Raw genomic sequence first — 22,366 nt, forward strand, 5'->3', positions numbered from 1 at the left:
TCTCAGATGTCTGCGACCTTGCGGCCCTTGTACTCGAGGAACAGCTCGGTGCCCTGCGAGTCGGTGACGACCTTCGCCTGGTGGGGGCGGCTGTAGACGACCTTGCCGTTCTCGATGGTCTTGACCAGCGCGGGCGCTTCGGCCTTCCACTGCGCGCGGCGCGAGCGGGTGTTCGAGCGCGAGACCTTGCGCTTCGGAGGGTTACCTGCCATGGGTCTTCCTTTTCGTTCTAGGAGTTCTGGGGTGTCCGCCCGGACTCGCCGGACTCATCGTTCTGTTCCGCTGCGAACTTCTCCAGTGCCGCCCAGCGTGGATCGAGGGCCTCACCGGATGTCGCGCCGCTCTGCTCGTCCAGAAGCTCGCCGGTCTCGGGGTCGAGACCGGGGCACTCTGGCCGGCACACCGGCTGGAACGGAAGCGAGAGGACGATGGCATCCCTGACCACAGTTTCAAGATCCACGTGGTCGTCTTGAACCTCGAAGTCGTTCGCTTCCTCTCCAGGATACGCGAAAAGCTCCTGGAACTCGACATCGACGGGCGCGGCGATCTCGGTGAGGCATCTGCCGCAGATGCCTTCGTAGTCGGCGTGCACGTCGCCGGTGGCGAGAATCCCCTCGTGCACCGACTCCAGCCGCACATCGAGCTCGACGGCCGAACCCGACGGGACGGCCACGAGACCCTCGCCCCACTTCTCGGCGAGCGGCACGTCGATCGAGTGCTCGCGCATCTCGCCGGGACGGCGCACGATGTCGCGGACGTTCAGGCTGAAGGGGCCGGGTCGGGAGTTCCTCACCCCGGAATCCTAGCCCGGCAGGGAACGCGCGGGGCCGGTCAGATGCCGCGCGCGCCGGTGTCGAGGAACCGCGCGACCGGGGCCGGAACGTACGGCGAGACATCGCCGCCGAGCCCCGCGACCTGACGCACCAGAGAACTCGACACGAGCGCATGGGAGGGGTCGGGGAGGAGGAAGACGGTTTCGATACCGGCGAGGTGACGGTTCACGATCGCCATGGGCGTCTCGTAGGCGACATCCACCTGGGAGCGGATGCCCTTGACGAGCACTCCCGCGCCCACGTCGGTGGCGTAGTCGACGAGGAGCCCGACACTCCACGACGCGACGGTGATCTTGCCCGGCACCTCGGCCTCGGCGATCGACTGCTCGAGGAGGCTCAAACGCTGAGCGATGGGGAGCATTGCCTCTTTGCCGGGGTTGTGCACCACCAGCACGTGGATCTCGTCGTACAGCGCGGCGGCCCGACGGATGACGTCGAGGTGACCGAGGGTGGGCGGATCGAACGATCCGGGAACGACGGCGATCCGATTGCTCACGCGGCCAGCCTAGTCGGGCGCGTCACGCGAGCCGGCCCGGAGTCAGTTCTTGCCGAGGGCCGCGCGCGTGTCGTCGTCGAGCCGCCGCTCGATCGCATCCCGCAGACCAGGGTGCGCCGTCAGCTGCGGATCGTCCGCCAGCAGTACGGATGCCTCGTCCCGCGCCTCCGCGATCAGATCGGCGTCGGCGACGACCCGCAGCAGGCGCAGCGAGCTGCGCGCGCCGGACTGCGCTGCGCCGAGCACATCTCCCTCGCCCCGCAGCTCGAGGTCGACCTCGGCGAGGGCGAACCCGTCGAGGGTGGCGGCCACCGCCTCCACCCGCTCGCGCGCCGGGCTGCCGACAGCCGCCTCCGTGACGAGGAGGCACAGACCCGGCACCGAACCGCGACCGACCCGGCCTCGCAGCTGGTGCAGCTGCGACACGCCGAAACGGTCGGCATCGAGCACGATCATCGTCGACGCGTTCGGCACGTCGACCCCGACCTCGATCACCGTCGTCGCGATGAGCAGGTCGACCTCGCCCGCGGCGACGCGGCGCATGACGGCATCCTTCTCGTCGCTCGGCATGCGCCCGTGCAAGATCTCGATGCGCACCTGAGCGAATCGCGGGAGCTGCGACAGGAGGGTCGCCACCTGGGCGACTCCCCAGGTCGGTCGCGAGGCTGCGGCATCCGTCGCCGACGGCGCGTCGCCCGGTTCGTCGACGTCCACGTCGATCGCGGCACACACGACGAACACCTGGCGGCCGGCCGCGACCTCCTCGGCAGCGCGATCCCACACCCGGCCGAACCAGCTCGGCTTCTCGGCGAGCGGCGCGACGAAGCTCTCGATGCCGGCGCGGCCGGGAGGCAGGGTGCGGATCGTTGAGACGTCGAGGTCTCCGAAGACCGTCATCGCGACGGTGCGCGGGATCGGGGTGGCGGTGAGCACGAGCACGTGCGGGGCGGTGCCCTTCGCGCGCAGGGCGTCGCGCTGCTCGACCCCGAACCGGTGCTGCTCGTCGACGACGACGAGGGCGAGGTCGGCGAACGTCGTCGTGGCGCTCAACAGGGCGTGCGTGCCCACGACGATGAGCGACTGACCGGATGCCACCCGCAGCGCCGCCCGGCGACGGTCGGCCGCCGGCATCTGACCGGTCAGCAGCGTCGGGATGAGCTTCGCGGACAGGTCGGGTCCGAGCATCGCGGCGATCGATCGCAGATGCTGGGCGGCGAGCACCTCGGTCGGCGCGATGAGCGCCGCCTGCCCGCCAGACTCGGCGACCTGCAGCATCGCGCGCAGCGCGACGAGGGTCTTCCCGGACCCGACCTCGCCCTGCACGAGCCGGTTCATCGGACGCTCGGCGACGAGGTCTGCGGCGATCTGCTCTCCGACCGAGGCCTGATCGTCGGTGAGCGCAAAGGTGAGCCGGGCGTCGAAGGATTCCCGCAGCTCGCCGGCGGGGCGTGGTCGTGCGTGCAACGCCGCCACCGCCGCTCGTTGCTGAAGGAGCCCCGCTTGGAGCACGAGGGCCTCTTGCATCCGCAGCGTCTGCTGCGCGGGGGCGACATCGTCGATCACCGACGGCCGATGGATGTGCTCGAGCGCCGTGCGAGCGGGGAGCAGGGCGTGACGGCGCCGCAGGTCGTCGGGGAGCGGGTCGTCGACCTCACCGAGACCGTCGAGCGCCCCTTCGACGGCCTTGGCGATCGTCCACGTCGCCACGGCGGCCGTCGCCGGGTACACCGGGATCGGACGGCTCGCCAGCGCCTGCGCGGTCTGGGCCGCGGTCTCCAGATCGTCGAAGAGCTGGTAGTCGGGGTGCGCGAACTGCTTGCCGCCGCGGAACTCCCCCACCTTGCCCGAGAACATCCCCCGCCGGCCACGTCGCAGCTCACCCATCCGCCAGGACTGATTGAAGAACGTGAGGGAGAGCTGTCCCTCGCCATCGGAGATCACGACCTCGAGCAGCGAGCCGCGTCGGTTGTGCATCCGCCTCTCGGAGACCGAAACGATCTCCGCGACGATCGACACCTGCTCACCGACCGTCAACGAGGCGATGGGCGTCAGTTCGCCCCGCAGCGCGTAGCGCCGCGGGTAATGCGCCAGCAGATCACCGACGCGGGCCATGCCGAAGGCCTTCGTCAGCGCCTTCGCGACCTTGTCATCGAGCACATCGCCGAGCGGCGAATCGAGACGCAGCGGCGGCATGCTGCGAGTCTAGGGCGGGCCGCCGACAGGCCCGTCGCTATCGTGGGACGGTGACCCGGATCATCGCGGGAGCGGCCGGCTCCCTCACCCTCGAGGTGCCCGACGCCGGCACGCGGCCGACGAGCGACCGTGTGCGCGAATCGCTGTTCGGCGCGCTGGAGTCGGCCGACGCCCTGCGTGGCGCGCGCGTGCTCGACCTCTACGCAGGCTCCGGTGCGCTCGGCCTCGAAGCGATCAGTCGCGGTGCCGACCGCGCCGATCTCGTCGAGAAGGCGCCGCGGGCCGCTGTGGTCGCCGAGCGCAACGCCGCGCGGGTACGCCGAGCCGTGCCCGCCGCGACCGTGCGCGTGCACCGCGCTGCCGTCGAGGCGTTCCTGCGCGGGTTCTCGGACGACATCGACCTCGCCCTGATCGACCCGCCCTACGCGGTCGACGAGCAGGAGATCACCCGGGTGCTGACGCTGCTGGTCCCGCACCTCGCGACGCACGCCGTCGTCGTCGTCGAGCGGGACGCCCGCTCCCCCGAGCCCCTCCTGCCGCCGGGCCTGCGCGTGTTCCGCGATCGGCGCTACGGCGACACGACCCTGTGGTGGATCGAACCCGACGACGGCGACGAGACAGGCACCGCCTAGCCCCGCGCGGAATCCCAGTCGCGGTAGGGATCCCAGCCGGGAGGCCGGGTGACGGGCTCGCCGTCGAGCCGAAGGGCGATATCACCGGCCGGTCGCACGACTCCGATGGGACGGAACGGAGCCGGCACCGCAGCGCCCGCGGGATACGTCGCCAGCAGCGCGTGGTCCTCGCCGCCGCCGAGCGCGCGCTCTCTGTCCGGGCCGAGGGCCGCGGCATCCAGATCGATCGTGACGCCGGATGCGCGGGCCAGTCGCGATGCATCGAGGGCGAGCCCGTCGGAGACGTCCATCATCGCCGTTGCTCCGGCGCGCGCGGCGATCACCCCCGCCCCGATGGGCGGCGAGGGGCGCAGCTGCGCGACGACGAGCTCGTGATCCTCGGGCGAGAGGCGCGCGCCCATCACCGGAACCGGCTGCCCGGCGTCGTCACGGAACCGGGTGAACAGGATGTCGAGCCCCGCCGCCGCACGGCCGAGCTCCCCGGCGATCGCCACGACGTCGCCGACCCTCGCCCCGGCACGGGTCACCGGCTTCGTCACCGGTATGCCGAGAGCGGTCACCGCCACGGTCAGCGTGTCGGAGACGGTCAGATCCCCGCCCTCCACCGAGCAGTCGGGCGCCAGCGCATCACACGCCGCACGCAACCCCCGGGCCACGTCGGTCACGAACGACAGGCGAGTGTGGTCGGGCATCGCGAGCGCCACGAGCAGGGCCGTCGGGGTCGCTCCCATCGCCGCGACATCCGCGAGATTGACGGCCGCCGCCTTCCAGCCCAGGTCGAACCCGCTCGTCCATGCGAGCCGGAAGTCGGGTCCGTGCACCAGCGTGTCGACAGTGGCGACCATCCGACCCGAGGGAGCCGCGATCACGGCGGCATCGTCGCCGGGGCCGACCTCCGCGCGCGACGCGCCCACCTCCGCGAGGATCGCTGCGAGCACCTCGCCCTCCGACAGGGCGGCGACCGTCGGATCGGCGTCGTGCTGCGGCATCCCCCCACGCTACTCGGCGGCGGGACAGGTGCGAGTCGCTAGCCTGGACGGATGAGTCGGATGTCGCGCGCCCTCCTCGCCGCGACGGCGGCCGGATGCCTCGTGCTCACCGGCTGCGCCAGCACCGTCGCGCTGCAGCCCGCTCCGAACTCCGGCGCGTCAGCCTGCGCCGACATCTCGGTGCGTCTGCCGTCCGACCTCGTCGGCAAGGAGCGCCGGTGGACCACCGCGCAGGCCACCGCAGCATGGGGGGACCCCGCCGCTGTGCTCTTCACGTGCGGTGTGACCCCGCCCGGCGCGACAACGATGCCCTGCCGCACGGTCGACGGCGTCGACTGGCTCGTCGATGACACCGACGCACCGCGCACACTCGTCACGACCTTCGGGCGGGTGCCCGCGGTGCAGCTCTACATCGACACCGACCCCACGGGCGGAGTGTCGAGCATCGACGCCCTCACTGCGCTCGGCCCGCTCATCTCGGCGTACACGACGGTGACATCCGAGTGCACCGCTCACGGCGGAGCGACCGCGGCGCCGACCCCCTGAGACTCAGGCGCGGACGACCCGCTCCAGAGCGGTGTCGACGAGCTCCGAGATCAGGTCCGCGTAGCTCAGGCCCGACGCGATCCAGCACTTCGGGAACATCGAGATCGGTGTGAATCCGGGCATCGTGTTGAGCTCGTTGACCACCGGGCCATGGTCGGTCAAGAAGAAGTCGACCCGGGCGAGACCACGCCCGTCGACCGCGGCGAACGCGCGCAGCGCCATCTCCTGGAGCGAGGACACCTCCTCGGCCGTGAGATCAGCCGGGCAGACCACGTCGACGCCGTCGCCGCCGAGATACTTCCCCTCGAAGTCGTAGAACTCGCGGTCGCGCAGCACGATCTCCCCGACGAGCGACGCGCGAGGGGCGACATCCGCTCGCCCTTCGAGCACCCCCACCTCGACCTCGCGCCCGACGATGCCCTGCTCGACGAGCACCTTGTCGTCTTCGGCGAACGCGACCCGCAGGGCGGCGTCGAGCTCGTCGAGCCCGTGCACCTTGGACACACCGACGCTCGAGCCGGCTCGAGCGGGCTTCACGAACCACGGAAAGGATGCCTCGGTCAGCCGTGTGGCGACCACGCCCGGGTCGGCGCGCCACTCCGACTCGCGCACGGTGATTCCCGGGGATACCGGCACCCCGGCTGCCGCGAGCGCCACCTTCATGAAGTGCTTGTCCATGCAGACCGCGGAGTCGAGCACGCCGCCGCCCGCGTAGGGGATCTCGAGCGTGTCGAAGAAGCCCTGGATCGTGCCGTCCTCACCGTGCGCGCCGTGGAGGATCGGCAGGATCACATCCACCTCGCCGAGGTCCGCGATCTCGCCGTCCGCGCGACGCACCCGCAGCGACCGGCGTCCCGCGGGCTCGGGCCACAGAATGCGGGTGCCGTTGTCGACCACCTCGGGCAGGTGCGCGGGATCGAGCGCGAATTTGCCGGGATCGTCGTCCTCGAGCACGAACGCACCCGTGCGGGTGATGCCGACAGGGATCACCGCGAACCGGTCGCGATCAATCGCTCCCAGCACTCCCCCCGCTGTTGCGGAGCTGATCGAGTGCTCGCTGGATCTTCCCCCAAACAGAACCACTACGACTGGCTTGTCCATTCTGCGTCCTCTCCCCTTGGGGGGTGTCGTCGTCGGTGGTCAGGTGCGGAGCGATCTGACGGGGATCGAGGTCGCCGTCGAGCACCATCTTGACCTGCTCCACGATCGGCATCTGCACGTCGTGCTCGCGTGCGAGGGTGAGCACGGGCGTCACCGAGGCGAGGCCCTCCGCGGTCTGCTGCATCTGCTTGACGACATCCTGGAAGCTGTAGCCCTGCCCCAGCAGGCGCCCCGCCGTGTTGTTGCGACTCAGCGGCGACTGACATGTGGCTATCAGGTCGCCGAGTCCGGCGAGCCCCTGCAGTGTCTCGGCGCGCGCGCCCATGGCGACGGCGAAGTCGGTCATCTCGACGAGACCTCGCGTGATGATCGACGCCTTGGTGTTCTCGCCGTAGCCGACGCCGTCGACGATGCCGATCGCGACGGCGATGAGGTTCTTGAGCACACCACCGAACTCGGTGCCGATCACATCGGTGTTCACGAATGTGCGGAAGTAGTGATTGCGCGCGCGGCGGGCCACCAGCTCCGCCGTCTCCTGACTCGTCGAGGAGATGACCGCCGCGGTCGGCTGCTCACGAGCGATCTCGAGCGCGAGATTGGGGCCCGATGCGACGGCGATTCGGTCGGGATCGCAGCGCAGCTCCTGCTCGATCACCTCGCTCATGCGCAGATTCGTGCGCTTCTCGACACCCTTCATGAGGGAGATGACCGGCTGGTCGGTGCGGGAGAGGATGGGTCGCAGACCCTTGAGGTTGTGGCGGAGGGCCTGGCTGGGAACCGAGAGGAACACGAGCTCGGCACCGTCGAGAACCGCATGGAGGTCATCGGACGCCCACATCGTGCGCGGCAGATTGATGCCGGGCAGGTACTGACTGTTGCGCTTGGCCCTCGTGATCTCATCGGCAAGTTCGCGCCGACGAGCCCACATGCCGACCTGTGCCCCGCCGTCGGCCAGAATCTTGCCGAACGTGGTCCCCCAGCTGCCGGCGCCGATGACGGCGACGCGAGGGAGCTCGGGCTCGCCTCTACGAGTCAAGGCGACCCGTCTCCTTCTGGCCGTGCGCGGAGGGGTTCCAGCGCTCGGCCGGAGCCTTCTCACCGCGCAGCGTCTCCTCCAGCGAGGTGATTCCCTGCATCACCGCGGCCGTCACCGCTACAAGCGTGCTCTGCTCCTTGCCGTGACCGATATGAGCGGAGAGGTCCAGTGCCGGTCCGAACACGATGCGCACGCTCTTTCTCGGCGGCCAGAGCGAGAGCTTCCCGTATCGCGGGAGGATGCGCTGCGAGCCCCAGTGCGCGACCGGGATCAGCGGGATGTCCCCCGCGAGCGCGAGGCGCGCGGCCCCGGTCTTGCCCCGCATCGGCCACAAGTCGGGGTCGCGGGTGAGGGTTCCCTCGGGGTACACGATCACGCCGTGACCTGAAGCAACGAGGCGTCGTGCGGAGGCCACCGTCGAACTCGCCGCGGCGGCCGTCGACTCACGTGCGACGGGCACCATGCCGGTGACACGCAACGCCCAGCCGAGAACCGGCACGCGGAACAGACTCTCCTTGGCGAGGAAGCGCGGGGCGCGTCCGATGCGCCACACGGCGACTGCGACGATCAAGGGATCGATCTCGCTCATGTGGTTCGGCGCGACGACGTAGGAGCCCTCCTCCGGAAGGTTCTCCTCGCCCTCGATCTCGATGCGCGCGATGAGGCCGACGATGGGCACGATGATCGCGGCGAGCAGCCACCAGACGCTGGGCCGCGACTTCTCGGGCGATGCGCGTCTCTTGCGGGACGTGGTCGACACGGCTCAGCCGATGACGTCGAAGTCGGCGCCGAGTGCGCGCAGCTTGGCGAAGAAGTCGGGGTATCCACGCCGGATGATCCCGACGTTGCGCACGATCGACTCCCCTTCGGCGGTCAGCGCCGCGATCACATGGCTGTACCCGCCTCGCAGATCAGGGACGGTGATGTCGGCACCTCGCAATGCGGTCGGACCGGTGATGACGGCGGCCTGCTCGAGCGCGCGGCGCGCCACGCGACGCACGCCCTCCTGCAGTCCGTGGGGGTGCACGACGATGTCGGCGCCCATCTTCACGAGCGCCTGAGTGAAGCCGAAGCGGTTCTCGTACACCGTCTCGTGCACGACCGAGCGGCCCGACGCCTGGGTGAGTGCGACGATCAGGGGCTGCTGCCAGTCGGTCATGAAGCCGGGGTGCACATCGGTCTCGACGACAACGGGCCGGAGCTCGCCGTCTCGCCGGAAGAGGATCCCGTCCTCCTGCACGTCGAAATCGGCGCCGACCTTCCGCAGCACGTTGAGGAAGGTCAGCATCTCCTGCTGGCGTGCACCGGCGACGAAGATCTCGCCGTCGGTCGCGATCGCCGCGCTGGCCCAGCTCGCGGCCTCGTTGCGATCGAAGATCGCGCGGTGGTCGTAGCCCTTGAGCCGATCGACGCCCTCGATGAAGATGACCCGGTTGGGCTCGTAGGAGATGATCGCGCCCATCTTCTGCAGCACGGCGATCAGGTCCATGATCTCGGGCTCGATCGCGGCGTTGCGCAGCTCCGTGACGCCCTTCGCGCGCACTGCCGTCAGCAGTACCTGCTCCGTGGCGCCGACGCTCGGGTAGGGCAGGTGGATGCTGGCACCGCGCAGGCCCTGCGGCGCCGAGAGTCGGATGCCGCTCGGCAGCTTCTCGACCACTGCGCCGAACTTGCGCAGCGCGTCGAGGTGGAAGTCGATCGGCCGGTCGCCGATGCGGCATCCGCCGAGATCGGGGATGAACGCCTGCCCCAGGCGGTGCAGCAGGGGGCCGCAGAACAGGATCGGGATACGCGACGCGCCGGCGTGGGCGTCGATCTCCTCGAAGTGCGCAGACTCGACGTCACGGGGATCGAGCACGAGCGAGCCCGGCTCGACACCGTCTTCGACGCGCACGCCATGCACCTCGAGAAGAGAGCGCACGACGGCGACGTCGCTGATCTCGGGCACGTCGCGCAGGATGCTCGGGCTCTCACCGAGAAGAGACGCCACCATCGCCTTGGTGACGAGGTTCTTGGCGCCCTTCACCTCGACGCGACCGGAGAGCGGACGGCCGCCCCGGATCGAGATGATCTCGCCCTCCTCCTCTTTGCGTCCGCCTGCGATGGATGCGTCGCCTAGGAGAGTCATACGGTGCGGCCTCACTTCGTGGGAGCGTCCGGAACGGGGAGCGTCCGGGGCTTCCAGGACTCGCGTCGCGCCTCGTAGGCGGCGATGCGATCTTCGTTTCGAAGGGTGAGCCCGATGTCGTCGAGACCCTCCAGAAGCCGCCACCTAGTGTAATCGTCGATGTCGAAACCGACACGAAGGTCGCCGATGACGGCGGTTCGGGTCTCGAGGTCGACGGTGAGCTGCGCACCGGGGTCGGCATCGAGAACCGCCCAGATCGACTCGAGGTCGGGCTCGGAGATGACCCCGGCCACCAGGCCCTGCTTCCCGGCGTTGCCGCGGAAGATGTCGGCGAACCGGGGGCTCAGCACCACACGGAATCCGTAGTCGCGCAGCGCCCAGACAGCGTGTTCACGACTCGAGCCGGTGCCGAAATCGGGACCGGCGACGAGCACTGACGCGCCCGCGTAGGCGGGCTGGTTGAGGATGAACTCCGGGTCCTGGCGCCAGTTGGCGAACAGCGCGTCCTCGAATCCCGTCTTGGTCACCCGCTTGAGGTAGACGGCCGGGATAATCTGGTCGGTGTCGACGGCCGATCGATGCAGCGGGACGGCGACGCCGGTGTGGGCGGTGAACTTCTCCACGGTCAGGCCTCCTGTCCGGCGCCGGTCGCCACGGCGACGAGCGGTTCGAGATCCGCGGGGCTCGAGAGGGTGCCTCGCACAGCGGTGGCGGCGGCCACGAGGGGCGACACCAGATGCGTCCGCCCGCCCTTGCCCTGACGTCCCTCGAAATTGCGGTTCGACGTCGACGCGCAGCGCTCCCCCGGCGCGAGCTGGTCGGGGTTCATTCCTAGGCACATCGAGCATCCCGCGAACCGCCATTCGGCGCCGAAGTCGGTGAACACCTTGTCGAGTCCCTCGGCCTCGGCCTCCAGGCGAACCCGGGCGGAGCCGGGAACCACCATGACGCGCACGCCCGGCGCCTTCGTGCGACCGCGCACGACATCCGCGAACGCGCGCAGGTCCTCGATACGGCTGTTGGTGCACGAGCCCATGAATACGGCGTCGACCGCGACATCCTTCAGCGGGGTGCCGGCCGCGAGGTCCATGTACTCGAGCGCCCGCTCGGCGGCGGCCCGCTCGTTCGGGTCCGAGAAATCGGACGGCGTCGGCACGACGTCGCCGAGCGACACACCCTGGCCCGGGTTCGTGCCCCACGTGACGAACGGCTCGAGGGCCGCGGCATCCAGGTAGACCTCCGCGTCGTAGACCGCACCCTCGTCGCTCGGCAGCGTGCGCCAGTAGGCGACGGCGTCGTCCCAGTCCGCGCCTCGCGGCGCGTGCGCACGGCCCTCGAGGTAGGCGAAGGTCGTGTCGTCGGGGGCGACCATACCGGCGCGCGCCCCCGCCTCGATCGACATGTTGCACATCGTCATGCGGCCCTCCATCGAGAGGGACCGGATCGCCGAGCCGCGGAACTCCAGCACGTAGCCCTGGCCGCCGTTCGTGCCGATCTTGGCGATGACAGCCAGGATGATGTCCTTCGCGGTCACCCCGGGCTTCAGCTCGCCCTCGACGGTGATCGCCATCGTCTTGAAGGGCTTCAGCGGCAGCGTCTGGGTCGCGAGCACGTGCTCGACCTCGCTCGTGCCGATGCCGAACGCCATGGCCCCGAACGCGCCATGGGTGGACGTGTGGCTGTCGCCGCACACGACCGTGATACCGGGCATCGTGAGACCGAGCTGGGGACCCACGACGTGCACGATGCCCTGCTCGCGGTCGCCGAGCGAGTGCAGGCGCACCCCGAACTCGGCCGCGTTGCGACGCAGCGTCTCGATCTGCGTGCGGCTCGTGAGGTCGGCGATCGGCTTGTCGATGTCGAGCGTCGGAGTGTTGTGGTCCTCGGTGGCGATCGTGAGGTCGAGACGGCGCACCGGGCGCCCCTCGGCGCGGAGGCCGTCGAAGGCCTGCGGGCTCGTCACCTCGTGCACCAGGTGCAGGTCGATGTAGATGAGGTCGGGTTCGCCGTTCTCACCCTTGACGACGAGGTGGTTGTCCCAGACCTTCTCCGCGAGCGTGCGCGGACGGTCGGGAATGGTGGGCGAATCGGACGTGATGTCGGTCATGGCTCTGACGTACTCCTCGAGTGGGTGTGGAGGCCCGCGACGAACTCCGCGACGAGGACGGCCTAGAACAAGGTCTCGTCGCGGCCGCTAAGGAGGAGGCGAGCGATCCGCACCTCGTCACAGTACCACCGGCGCCTCGGCGCAGGGCTCGACGGCGTGACGTCGTATTGCGCCCGATGATGGCGGCGGCGGCGCGCCGTGCGACGATTCCCCTTTGACCCCCGCCCTACCCGAGGAGAGTCGTGACCGAGCACGCAGCGCACACCGAGGCATCCTTCGACACCCGTGCCGCGCACGCCGGTGCCGAGTGGTCGGATGCCGCATCCCGCACCGTGCCGCTCTACCTCACCGCCGGGTTCCGCTTCGACGCCTTCGACACCGCCGCCGAGCACTTCGCCACGGGCGCCGGCTTCGGCTACACCCGCACCGGAAACCCGACCGTCTCGGCCCTCGAGCAGAAGCTCGCCACCCTCGAGTCCGGCGCGGAGGCCGTTTTCCTCGCGAGCGGCCAGGCGGCCGTCACGACCGCCCTGCTCACGCTGCTCTCCGCCGGCGACCACATCGTTCTCTCCGCCCACATCTACGAGGGCACCCGCGGCCTCGTCTTCGACAACCTGTCGCGGCTCGGCATCACGGCCACGCTGGTCGACGAGATCTCCGACCCCGATGCGTGGCGGCGCGCCACCCGCCGCGAGACGCGCGCCTACTTCGCCGAGTCGATCGCGAACGCGCGCAACGACATCCTCGACGTCGCTCTCGTCGCCGGCGTCGCCGACGAGTTCGGCATCCCGCTGGTCGTGGACAACACGTTCGCGACGCCGGCGCTGCTGCGACCGATCGAACACGGCGCGGCGATCGTCGTGCACTCGGCGAGCAAGTTCCTCGGCGGTCACGGGGCCGCGCTCGGCGGCGTGATCGTCGACGACGGCCGCTTCGATGGCGTCACGGCGGGCCGCCTGTTCCCGCACCTCGTCGAACGCAACGCGAGCGGTGCGCCGAGCCCGTGGGAGCGCCACGGCGGACGCGCGCGCATCGCCTACGCACGGGAGACGGTCGCCCCCCGCTTCGGTGCGACTCCGTCGCCGTTCAACGCCTTCCTGGTCGGCCAGGGGGCGGAGACCCTCGGCTTGCGCGTGCGGCACCAGTCCGCGGGCGCCCTCGCTCTCGCGACCTGGCTCGAGGAGCAGCCCGAGGTCGCCTCCGTCGACTACGCCGGTCTTCCCACGCACCCCGATCACGACCTCGCGGTGCGTCAGCTGCAGGGCGGCTTCGGCTCGGTGTTCGCGTTCACGCTGAACGGCGGCGAGCCCGCCGCCCGCGCGTTCGTCGAAGCGGTTCAGCTCGTCACGCATATGACGCATCTCGGCGACGTGCGCACGCTCGTTCTGCACCCCGCCTCGACGAGCCACTCCGGCCACGCGGAGTCAGAGCGGGTACGGCGCGGAGTTCTCCCCGGCACCCTGCGTCTGTCCATCGGCATCGAAGACGTCGACGACCTGCGTCGCGACCTCGCCCGGGCCCTCGCCGCCGCGGGCGCCGCCAGCGGATCCCCCGCCGCCGTCGCCGGGTCCGGCGACCGTTCCACGGAGGAGATCCTCGCATGACCCGCCTGCAGCACTTCGGCTGGTTCCTCGCCCGCGGCTTCGGCCCGCACGGCTGGGGATACCCCTCCCTCGACTGGGACTACGACTGGACGAAGCCCGGCCTCTACCAGCAGTCGGCGCGCACCCTCGAGCAGGCCGGGTTCGACCTCGTCATCATCGAGGACGCACCGTCCCTCGGCAGCCCGGAGACGATAGATCTGCGGATCCGGCATGCCTTTGGCGGCCCGAAGCACGATCCGCTCCTCCTCGCGCCGTACCTCTTCGACGCGACCGAGCATCTCGGCGTGATCCCGACGGTCAACCCCGCGGCGTACGTGCCCTACACAGCGGCACGTCAGTTCGCGACCCTCCAGCACCTGAGTGGCGACCGTCTCGGCCTGAACGTCGTCACCGACACCGGCAGCGCCCGCCACTTCGGCACCGCCGCGCCGCTCGGCCACGACGCCGCCTACGACCGCGCCGAGGAGTGGCTGGAGAGCCTGCGGCTGCTGTGGCGCAGTTGGTCGCCCGAGGCCCTCGTCGTCGACCCCGTCTCGGGCGTCTACGCGGACGGCACCCGGCTCGACCACGCCGCGCATCGGGGCGAGTACTTCGCCTTCGACGGCCCGCTCAACGCGGTGCCTTTCCGCGAGGGCGAGCCGGTGATCGCGTCGCCGGGCGGCAGCGGACGCGGACTCGGCTTCGCGGGCGCGAACAGTGACATACAGCTCGCGCTCGCCCCGCTCGATCGCGACAGCATCACCGCCTATCGAGCGAAGATCCACGCGGCGGCGGTCGAGCGTGGTCGTCGCCCGGAGGACATCACGATCCTCTTCGCGATCCAGCCCGCGCTCGTCTCATCAGCGGCAGAGGCGGACCGACTCGTCGCCGCGTCGGCGAACCCCGATGAGGCCGCCCTCGTGCAGATCGCGCGCAAGCAGTCGAGCGATCTCGAGACCGACCTCACGGCGCTCGACCTCGACGCGCCGATCCCGGCGGGCACGTTCGCGAACCACGTCTCGGAAGGCAGCATCCGTCGCCTCATCGGGAGGAACGACGCCGCCACCACGCCGCTGCGGCAGATCCTCGCGGCGCATGCGCGGCTCGGACGCCTCACCGACGGGTCCGGCTTCGTCGGCACCGCCGACGAGTTCGCCGACCGCATCGAGGAGCTCGGCGAGTGGGGCAACGACGGCGTGCTGCTCTGGGGCGACCTGCACCCCGTCACGGTGCACCGCGTGCTCGACGAGCTCGTGCCGATCCTGCGCCGCCGCGGCATCCTCCGCCGCGAGTACGCGCCGGGCGGACTGCGCGCGAACCTCGCCGCGTTCTGACCCCGATCAGGCGGATGCCGCGGGGCCCGCGGCATCCGCCCCGTCGCGGTCGCGACGCGAGGCCATGAGACTCGCCACCGTGGCGACCGCCATCGAGGCCACGATGACGCCGAGCGAGGCGAGCGTGGAGATCTCGGGCGCCCATTCCACCCCATGACCTCCGTTGATGAACGGCAGCTCGTTCTCGTGCAGCGCGTGGAAGACGAGCTTCACGCCGATGAACGCGAGGATGAACGCGATGCCGTAGTGCAGGTAGCGGAGCGAGTCGAGCAGTCCGCCGAGCAGGAAGTAGAGCTGGCGAAGTCCCATCAGCGCGAACAGGTTCGCCGTGAACACGAGGAACGGATCGGCGGTGATGCCGAAGATCGCCGGGATCGAGTCGATCGCGAACACCAGATCGGTGAAGCCGATCGCGACGAACACGAGCAGCATCGGGGTGAAGAGGCGTCGGCCGTCGACGGTCGTGCGCAGCTTCGCGCCGTCGAAGGACTCGCTGATCGGGAAGATGCGTCGCAGCGTGCGCACGATCACCCCCTCGCGCTTCTGATCGTCGTCGTGGTCGTCGCCGCCGAACGCCTGCCGATAGGCGGTGTAGACGAGGAAGATGCCGAACAGGTAGAACACGGCGCTGAAGTGCTCGATGATCGCCGCCCCCAGCAGGATGAAGATTCCGCGCAGCACGAGCGCGATGATGATGCCGACCATCAGCACCTCCTGCTGGTAGCGGCGCGGCACGGCGAATTGCGCCATCAGCAGCACGAACACGAACAGGTTGTCGACCGACAGGCTGTACTCGGTCAGCCAGCCCGCGAGGAACTGGCTGGGCACGTCGAACCCTCCGCTGACGGCCCACAGCACGCCGGCGAAGACGAGTGCGAGCGAGACGTAGAACCCGACCCAGAGCCCGGCTTCCTTCATCGACGGCACGTGCGGCCGGCGCAGGATGAGCAGGAGGTCGGCGACGAGGATCAGCACGAGAACCACGAGTGCGGTGATCTCGAACCAGGCGGGCAGAGCGGATGCCACGGGCGGTGCCTTTCGGGAGGGTGCGACGAACGTCGACGGTCTCTCCCCCGCACAGTGCGGCGCGCACCCGGGGCGACGACGTTGCGCCCGTGATGACGGATGCGCGAGATCGGGATACTCCCCCTCGCATCCGGAACTCTACTCCGGGCGGAACCGCGCGTCGCGCGGTGCGGGGCAGATGCGGAAACGTCGAAAGCCCGGTGCGAACACCGGGCTTTCGACGTGTTGGTGACCCCAGCGGGATTCGAACCCGCGTTACCGCCGTGAGAGGGCGGCGTACTAGGCCGCTATACGATGGGGCCGTTAGGCAACCGTTCGATTATGCCATGCCTTCGTGGTGCCCGACAAATCGGCGCCCACACTCCACTGATCCCTTCCGCCGCGACGACGGAGGCGGCCACGGCTCGGGTCGCGACGATCCGCCGGTTCGGATCACGCGACGCCGAACAGCACGGATGCGATCACCGCGAGGGCGACGCCGGCGAGCTGCGGCGCCGCGAGTCGCTGCCTGTCGAGCAGCCAGGCGGCGACGACCGTGAACACCGGGTACAGGTTCACCAGCACCCCTACGACAGCCAACGGGCCGCGGTGCAGCGCGAGCACGAGGAAGACGTTCGCGACGCCGAGCAGAACGCCGGCGACGAGTGCCTGGATGATCGCGACCCGCCTCGCCGTCCCGTCCGCGATCACGGGTTCACGTGCCGCCCGTACCCGCACTCGCCGCGCACGCGCCAGCAGGAACATCCCGAGCATCGCGACGCCGAACGTGAGCTCGAGGAAGACGGGAATCTGCTCGGCGGCGACGGGAGCCGAATCGACGGCGAGGATCGAAGCACCGAGGAGGAGCCCCGACATTACGGTCAGCACGCCCGAACGCTGCGTGAGTCGCGGATGCCCCTCCGCCCGGCGAGACGATGCGAGCACCGCCGCGCAGATGGCGAGCAGCACAGCGACCCAGCCGAAACCGCCGAACCGCTCCCCGCGACCGACAGCGACGGCGACCGGCACCGCGGACTGCAGCACGCCCACGAGTGGGGCCACGAGACTGACCGAGCCGGACACCGCCGCCGCGTAGAACGCGATCGACCCCGCCGTCGCCGTCACCGCCGCGACCACGCCCCATCCGACGGCCGGCCCGCTCCACTGTCCCCCGACGACGATCACGATCACGCCGAGTACGGCCGCGCCGGACGCGTAGGCGAGGATCGTGGTGCCGACGGCACCGAGCCGTCGAGCGGCCATCGCGCCGAAATGTCCGTCGATGCCGTACGCCGCTGCGGTGAGCAGCGCGAGCACGACGGTGACCACCACCCGTCGATTATTCGGGACGCGGCGAGGTCAGCCCGGACGCAACCGTCATACGCGTCACACTCCGCCTGACGCGGCGCGGAGTTGCCGCGGCATCCGCATCGTTGTTGACTCGCTTCATGCGAGTGACCAAGCATCTGCACGCCGCGCTGACCGTCGAGAACGAGGGGAAGACCCTCGTGGTCGACCCCGGCTCGTTCACCACCCCGCTCGAGGGGCTGCGCCATGTCGTGGCGATCGTGGTCACGCACGAGCATCCCGACCACTGGACCCCCGAGCACCTCACCCGGCTGCGCCGCGACCACGGCGACGTTCCGATCTACGCACCCGCGGGCGTCGCCGCCGCGGCCGCCGGCTTCGACATCACCGTCGTCGAGGCGGGCGACACGGTCGACGCCGGCGGGTTCACGCTGCGGTTCTTCGGCGGCCGCCACAACGAGATCCACTCGAGCATCCCGATCGTCGACAACCTCGGGGTGCTCGTCGACGACAGGCTCTACTACCCCGGCGACTCGTACGCGGTGCCGAAGGGAGTCGACGTGGAGCTGCTCGCGGCGCCAGTCGGCGCGCCCTGGCTGAAGATCGGCGACGCGATGGACTTCGTGCTCGCCGTCGCGCCGCGCCACGCCTTCGCGACCCACGACATGACACTCTCCGTGGCCGGCCGCGACATGGGGCGCGCGCGGCTGCGCTGGGCGACCGAGCAGCACGGCGGTGCGTTCCATGATCTCGACCCGGATCAGTCGGTCGAGATCTGACCGGGCCGCGTCAACGACGAAGCGGGATGCCGCACCGAGGTGCGACATCCCGCTTCTGCGTGCCGATCAGACGCGCAATGGCCCGGATTACTCCGCGTCGAGATCGGTCTCGAGCAGGGCGACGAGTTCGTCGAGCGCCTGCTCGGCTCCGTCACCATCGGCCTTCAGCGTGACGACGGTGCCGTGCGCGGCGCCGAGCCCCATCAGGGAGAGGATGCTGCCCGCATTCAGATCGGGGCCGCCGGCCACCGCGATCGTCACGGGGATCTTCTTCTCCTGAACCGCCTGCACGAACAGCTTCGCGGGGCGGGCGTGGAGTCCGGAGGCGCTGGCGATGGTCGCCTGGCGTTCGGCCATGGTGTTTCTCCTTCGTAACGGTGTTGTTCAGTGTGCGGCGACGGCCTGCGGCACCGCGGCCGGCTCAGGCTCGTCGGCGACGATCTCGAGGGGGCGACGACGCGCGAAGCGCTTGAGCAGGATCACGAGCACCGCCGTAACGACCGTACCCACCGCGATCGAGAGAATCCACAGCGGGAAGCTGTCGATGGCGAAGAAGACGAAGATGCCGCCGTGGGGTGCCTTCGAGGTGACGCCGAAGGCCATCGACAGGGCACCGGTCACGGCACCTCCGACCATCGCCGCGGGGATGACCCGGAAGATGTCTGCGGCGGCGAACGGAATCGCACCCTCTGAGATGAACGAGAGGCCGAGCAGCCATGCCGCCTTGCCGTTCTCACGCTCGGCGGGGCTGAAGAGCTTGCGCCCGAGCACGGTCGAGGCGAGGGCCATCGCGAGCGGGGGCACCATGCCGGCGGCCATGACCGCAGCCATGATCTCGAGGTAGCGGTTGTCACCGGCGATGCCGGCGGCGAGGTTCGCGGTCGCGAAGCCGTAGGCCACCTTGTTGACGGGTCCGCCGAGGTCGAAGCACATCATGAGGCCGAGGATGATGCCGAGCACGATCACGCCGACGCCGTTGAGGCTGGAGAGCCAGTTGTTCAGGGCGGTCACGACGAACGCGATCGGCCCGCCCAGGACGAGGAGCATGAGCCCCGACGCGAAGATCGACGCGAGCAGCGGGATGATGACCACGGGCATGAGACCGCGCAGCCAGCGCGCGACCTCGAAACGACCGAGCCACCAGGCGGCGAGACCGGCGAGCAGACCGCCGATGATGCCGCCGAGGAAGCCCGCGCCCATGTAGGCCGCGACCGCACCGGCGACGAAACCGGGGGCGATACCCGGGCGGTCGGCGATCGCGAAGGCGATGTAGCCGGCCAGGGCGGGCACGAGGAAGCCGAACGACAGGGCGCCGATCTTGAACGCGACAGCACCGAGGTAGACGTTCAGCGGGTTCGCGCCGAGGTTCCAGAGAGTCGAGGCGCCGAGCACCTTGTCGGCGTTGAAGGCGATCTCGTAGCCGCCGAGCAGGAAGCCGAGCGCGATGAGCAGACCGCCGCCGGCCACGAACGGGATCATGTAGCTGACGCCCGTGAGCAAGGCCCGCTTCACGGTGCTGCCGAGGCCACTGCGTGCGGCGGGGGCGGCGGCGACGGGGGCGCTGCCGCCGGCGCGACGGGCCGACGGGTCGGATGCCGCGGCGGTCGCCTCGCTGATGAGCTTCTCGGGCTCCTCGATGCCGCGCTTGACGGAGGCACGCACGAGAGGCTTGCCGGCGAAGCGGCCGGGCTCGCGCACGTCGACGTCGACCGCGAAGATGACGGCGTCGGCGGCGTCGATGACCGACTGGGCGATCGGCTTGTAGCCGCTCGATCCCTGCGGCTCGACGACGAGGTCGATGCCGTCCGCGGTGCCTGCGGCGGTGAGGGCATCGGCGGCCATGAAGGTGTGCGCGATCCCGGTTGCGCATGCGGTGACCGCGACGATGCGCGCGGGGCGGCCGTCGACGGTGTGGCGCGCGGCCCCGGTGGGAGCCGCCGCGGCGGCCGGTGCCGTCTCGCCGGCGATGGCGCGGTCGACGACGGAGACGACGTAGGCTGCGTCGCGGGCGCCGCGCAGCTGCGCGGTGAAGTCGTCGTTGAGCAGGTTGCGCGCGAGCTTCGAGAGCACGGCGAGGTGCTCCTCGGCGGCGTGCTCGGGAGCGGCGATGAGGAACACGAGGTCGGCCGGGCCGTCGGGAGCGCCGAAGTCGACCGCGGGCCGCAGGCGCGCGAACGCGAGCGAGGCCGTCGTGACGGCGGCGCTCTTGGCGTGCGGGATCGCGATGCCGCCGGGAAGGCCGGTCTCGTCCTTGGCCTCGCGGGCCCAGGCGTCGGCGAACAGCGCCTCGGCGTCCGTCGCACGGCCGGCCGCCACCACGCGCGCAGCGAGCGCGCGGATGACCGCCTGCTTGTCGTCGCCGAGCGATGCGTCGAGGACGACGAGCTCCGGCGTGATGATGTCTGACACAGTGACCTCCGTGGTCGCAGTGGGGTGGGTGGTGGTGGGTTTCAGTGGTCGGTGAGCGGGACGCTCGCCGGCTCGGGGAGTGACGAGATGGGGATCTCGTCGACAGGTAGGTCTGCGTGGGTGGGCGCCTGGGTGCCGGGCAGGGATGCCGCGGCCGCGCCATAGCGGATGGCGGTGGCGAGCCGGGTCGACTCGTCGGCACCGTCGAGGTCGGCGAGGAGGTAGCCGGCGAGGGAGGAATCGCCCGCGCCGACGGTGCTGACCGGGCGGATGCGCGGGGGACGCCCGATCCAGGCGCCGTCCGCGGTGACGAGGAGCGCGCCGGCGCTGCCGAGGGTGATGAGCGCCGCGCCGACACGGGTCGGAACGAACCGGCGTGCCGCGGCGACGAGGGATGCGGGGTCGGCGTCGCGCACCGCGTCGTCGTCGAGCAGCGCGGCGAGTTCGTCGTCGTTGGGCTTGATGAGGTCGGGGTGGGCGTCCGCGACGACCGCGGCGAGGGCGGGGCCCGAGGTGTCGACGGCGATGCGCGGCGCGTGCGCGCCCCACCGCCCGCGGGTCGCGGCGATCACGTCGACGTAGAGGTCGTCGCCGGCGCCCGGCGGCACGGACCCGGCGAGCACGAGCCAGCGGGCCCCGGCCGACGCGGTCACGACGGCCTCGATGAGCGCAGCCCGTTCGGCGGCGCTCAGCTCGGCGCCGGGCAGATTCAGCTTGGTCGTCTCGCCGCGGGGATCGGTGATGGCGATGTTCGAGCGCACGTGCCCGGCGACCGGCACCGCACGAGCGGGGATGCCTGTCGCGCGCAGCACGGTGTGGAACGGATCCTCCGGGGACAGCGGCAGCACGGCGACGGCGCGTTCGCCCGCGGCGGCGGCGACGCGGGCGACGTTGATGCCCTTCCCTCCGGCATCCTCGCGTGCGGAGACGGCGGCCTGCACCTCTCCCGGTGCGAGCGGGCCTGCGAGGGTGACGGTGCGGTCGAGCGAGGGGTTGGCGGTGAGCGTGACGATCATGCGCGCCACACCTCCACGTCGGCGAAGGCGAGTACCGCGGCGAGCTCGCCGGTCGGGTCGGCTTCGCTGACGAGCACATCGATGTCCTCGACCCCGGCGAACCGGCGCAGCGACTCGCGCTGGAACTTCGAGCCGTCGACGACCAGGATGACGCGGCGCGCCGCCCGCACGATGGCCGCCTTGACGGCGGCCTCCTCCATGTCAGGGGTGCTGAGGCCGAAGTCGGCGGAGATCGCGTTGGTGCCGACGAAGGCGATGTCGGGACGCAGCTGGGCGATGGTGGCGACGGTCGTCGCGCCGACGGCCGCGGCCGTCGCCGATCGCACCCGTCCGCCGATGACAGTCAGGGAGACGCGGGGGGCGTCGGCGAGGGCAGGTGCGAGGGCGATGGAGTTGGTGATGACGTCGGCTGTCGCGTCGACGCGCGCGAGGCGCTCGGAGAGCGCGTCGGCGACGGCGGCGGTCGTGGTGCCGGAGTCGAGGAAGATCGAGCCGGTGAAGCCGGCCGGGATGGCCTCGAGCGCGCGGCGGGCGATCGCGATCTTGGCGGCCTCGTGCTGCGTGCGTCGTTCGCGCACGGTCGGCTCGATCGTGCTGATGCGGTCGGTGGAGACCGCTCCCCCGTGCACCCGACGCAGAAGGCCGGCGTCTTCGAGCACGGCGAGGTCGCGACGCACCGTCTCGGTAGTGACCTGGAACCGCTCGGCGAGGTCGATGACCGACACGCGCCCGTCACTGGTGACGAGCTGTTCGATCAGCGCGTGGCGCTCCGTCGCGTACATGGACCCTCCTTGGACATCCACAAAGTACAACAGCAATACACACAAAACAACATCCAAAGCAACATTGCCCCACACAGCCACCCCTCGCC

General features: G+C 70.4%; 22 protein-coding genes and 1 tRNA gene. 5 read left to right on the plus strand and 18 right to left on the minus strand.

The window, feature by feature from the left end:
• Positions 1–2: 2 nt before the first annotated feature.
• The 4 genes from rpmF to RR49_RS12695 all read right to left on the minus strand — a co-directional run bounded on the left by rpmF (position 3) and on the right by RR49_RS12695 (position 3,522).
• On the minus strand, positions 3–212 hold the full coding sequence (gene rpmF / locus RR49_RS12680; protein ID WP_045248451.1) for a 50S ribosomal protein L32: 210 nt from the start codon (positions 210–212) through the stop codon (positions 3–5).
• Between the two features lie 17 nt (positions 213–229).
• Entirely contained in the window at positions 230–727 is a 498-nt protein-coding gene (locus RR49_RS12685) for a YceD family protein (protein WP_045248562.1), read from the minus strand.
• Between the two features lie 104 nt (positions 728–831).
• Positions 832–1,329 (minus strand): pantetheine-phosphate adenylyltransferase, encoded by a 498-nt coding sequence (gene coaD, locus RR49_RS12690; protein WP_045248452.1) that lies wholly within the window; start codon positions 1,327–1,329, stop codon positions 832–834.
• Positions 1,330–1,371: 42 nt separating this feature from the next.
• The gene (locus tag RR49_RS12695; RefSeq protein WP_045248453.1) at positions 1,372–3,522 is read right to left on the minus strand and encodes an ATP-dependent DNA helicase RecG; all 2,151 of its coding nucleotides are present in this window, start codon (positions 3,520–3,522) and stop codon (positions 1,372–1,374) included.
• A gap of 50 nt (positions 3,523–3,572) precedes the next feature.
• Here RR49_RS12695 and RR49_RS12700 point away from each other — a divergent pair, with 50 nt between their 5' ends.
• Positions 3,573–4,154, plus strand: a complete 582-nt coding sequence (locus RR49_RS12700; protein WP_045248454.1) for an RsmD family RNA methyltransferase — start codon at positions 3,573–3,575, stop codon at positions 4,152–4,154.
• Here the strand turns inward: RR49_RS12700 and thiL are convergent.
• Positions 4,151–5,143, minus strand: coding sequence for a thiamine-phosphate kinase (gene thiL / locus RR49_RS12705; RefSeq protein ID WP_045248455.1), 993 nt, complete (start codon positions 5,141–5,143; stop codon positions 4,151–4,153). The genes RR49_RS12700 and thiL overlap by 4 nt on opposite strands.
• A gap of 51 nt (positions 5,144–5,194) precedes the next feature.
• Here thiL and RR49_RS12710 point away from each other — a divergent pair, with 51 nt between their 5' ends.
• The gene (locus RR49_RS12710) at positions 5,195–5,689 is read left to right on the plus strand and encodes a DUF3515 family protein (protein WP_045248456.1); all 495 of its coding nucleotides are present in this window, start codon (positions 5,195–5,197) and stop codon (positions 5,687–5,689) included.
• Positions 5,690–5,692: 3 nt separating this feature from the next.
• Here RR49_RS12710 and RR49_RS12715 read toward each other — a convergent pair whose 3' ends face one another.
• Genes RR49_RS12715 through leuC form a run of 6 tightly spaced genes read right to left on the minus strand, consistent with a single transcriptional unit; the run spans position 5,693 to position 12,061 of the window.
• Complete coding sequence (locus RR49_RS12715; RefSeq protein WP_045248457.1) at positions 5,693–6,790, minus strand: D-alanine--D-alanine ligase family protein; 1,098 nt, start codon at positions 6,788–6,790, stop codon at positions 5,693–5,695.
• Positions 6,696–7,826, minus strand: coding sequence for an NAD(P)H-dependent glycerol-3-phosphate dehydrogenase (locus RR49_RS12720; protein ID WP_045248458.1), 1,131 nt, complete (start codon positions 7,824–7,826; stop codon positions 6,696–6,698). Before RR49_RS12720 ends, RR49_RS12715 begins: the two co-directional genes overlap by 95 nt.
• Positions 7,816–8,586, minus strand: a complete 771-nt coding sequence (locus tag RR49_RS12725; RefSeq protein ID WP_045248459.1) for a lysophospholipid acyltransferase family protein — start codon at positions 8,584–8,586, stop codon at positions 7,816–7,818. The genes RR49_RS12720 and RR49_RS12725 overlap by 11 nt, the downstream gene beginning before the upstream one ends.
• A 3-nt stretch (positions 8,587–8,589) precedes the next feature.
• On the minus strand, positions 8,590–9,954 hold the full coding sequence (murA, locus tag RR49_RS12730; protein WP_045248460.1) for a UDP-N-acetylglucosamine 1-carboxyvinyltransferase: 1,365 nt from the start codon (positions 9,952–9,954) through the stop codon (positions 8,590–8,592).
• Positions 9,955–9,965: 11 nt separating this feature from the next.
• Entirely contained in the window at positions 9,966–10,577 is a 612-nt protein-coding gene (leuD, locus tag RR49_RS12735; RefSeq protein WP_045248461.1) for a 3-isopropylmalate dehydratase small subunit, read from the minus strand.
• Positions 10,578–10,579: 2 nt separating this feature from the next.
• Positions 10,580–12,061 carry a 3-isopropylmalate dehydratase large subunit gene (gene leuC, locus RR49_RS12740; RefSeq protein WP_045248462.1) on the minus strand — a complete coding sequence of 494 codons (1,482 nt, stop codon included), beginning with the start codon at positions 12,059–12,061 and terminating at the stop codon, positions 10,580–10,582.
• Positions 12,062–12,303: 242 nt separating this feature from the next.
• Between leuC and RR49_RS12745 the strand changes: the two genes are divergently transcribed.
• The gene (locus RR49_RS12745) at positions 12,304–13,665 is read left to right on the plus strand and encodes an O-acetylhomoserine aminocarboxypropyltransferase/cysteine synthase family protein (RefSeq protein WP_045248463.1); all 1,362 of its coding nucleotides are present in this window, start codon (positions 12,304–12,306) and stop codon (positions 13,663–13,665) included.
• A complete protein-coding gene (locus tag RR49_RS12750; RefSeq protein ID WP_045248464.1) occupies positions 13,662–14,978 on the plus strand; it encodes an LLM class flavin-dependent oxidoreductase in 1,317 nt (438 codons plus the stop codon). The genes RR49_RS12745 and RR49_RS12750 overlap by 4 nt, the downstream gene beginning before the upstream one ends.
• A gap of 6 nt (positions 14,979–14,984) precedes the next feature.
• On the opposite strand, the gene RR49_RS12755 is transcribed toward RR49_RS12750, so the two are convergent.
• From RR49_RS12755 to RR49_RS12765, 3 genes are all read right to left on the minus strand, one after another.
• Complete coding sequence (locus RR49_RS12755) at positions 14,985–16,004, minus strand: TerC family protein (RefSeq protein ID WP_045248465.1); 1,020 nt, start codon at positions 16,002–16,004, stop codon at positions 14,985–14,987.
• Between the two features lie 226 nt (positions 16,005–16,230).
• A tRNA-Glu gene (locus RR49_RS12760) sits at positions 16,231–16,306 on the minus strand.
• Positions 16,307–16,436: 130 nt separating this feature from the next.
• Entirely contained in the window at positions 16,437–17,315 is an 879-nt protein-coding gene (locus RR49_RS12765) for an EamA family transporter (RefSeq protein ID WP_045248466.1), read from the minus strand.
• 116 nt (positions 17,316–17,431) lie between these two features.
• On the opposite strand from RR49_RS12765, the gene RR49_RS12770 reads away from it, so the two are divergent.
• Entirely contained in the window at positions 17,432–18,070 is a 639-nt protein-coding gene (locus RR49_RS12770) for an MBL fold metallo-hydrolase (RefSeq protein ID WP_045248467.1), read from the plus strand.
• Between the two features lie 87 nt (positions 18,071–18,157).
• Here RR49_RS12770 and RR49_RS12775 read toward each other — a convergent pair whose 3' ends face one another.
• Genes RR49_RS12775 through RR49_RS12790 form a run of 4 tightly spaced genes read right to left on the minus strand, consistent with a single transcriptional unit; the run spans position 18,158 to position 22,277 of the window.
• Positions 18,158–18,427 carry an HPr family phosphocarrier protein gene (locus RR49_RS12775; RefSeq protein WP_045248468.1) on the minus strand — a complete coding sequence of 90 codons (270 nt, stop codon included), beginning with the start codon at positions 18,425–18,427 and terminating at the stop codon, positions 18,158–18,160.
• Positions 18,428–18,454: 27 nt separating this feature from the next.
• Positions 18,455–20,479, minus strand: a complete 2,025-nt coding sequence (locus RR49_RS12780; protein WP_045248469.1) for a PTS fructose transporter subunit IIABC — start codon at positions 20,477–20,479, stop codon at positions 18,455–18,457.
• A 41-nt stretch (positions 20,480–20,520) separates the two neighbouring features.
• The gene (locus RR49_RS12785) at positions 20,521–21,495 is read right to left on the minus strand and encodes a 1-phosphofructokinase family hexose kinase (RefSeq protein ID WP_045248563.1); all 975 of its coding nucleotides are present in this window, start codon (positions 21,493–21,495) and stop codon (positions 20,521–20,523) included.
• Complete coding sequence (locus tag RR49_RS12790; protein WP_045248470.1) at positions 21,492–22,277, minus strand: DeoR/GlpR family DNA-binding transcription regulator; 786 nt, start codon at positions 22,275–22,277, stop codon at positions 21,492–21,494. Before RR49_RS12790 ends, RR49_RS12785 begins: the two co-directional genes overlap by 4 nt.
• Positions 22,278–22,366 lie beyond the last annotated feature (89 nt).

The sequence above is a fragment of the Microbacterium ginsengisoli genome (genome assembly GCF_000956535.1).
Taxonomy (GTDB): Bacteria; Actinomycetota; Actinomycetes; order Actinomycetales; family Microbacteriaceae; genus Microbacterium; species Microbacterium ginsengisoli.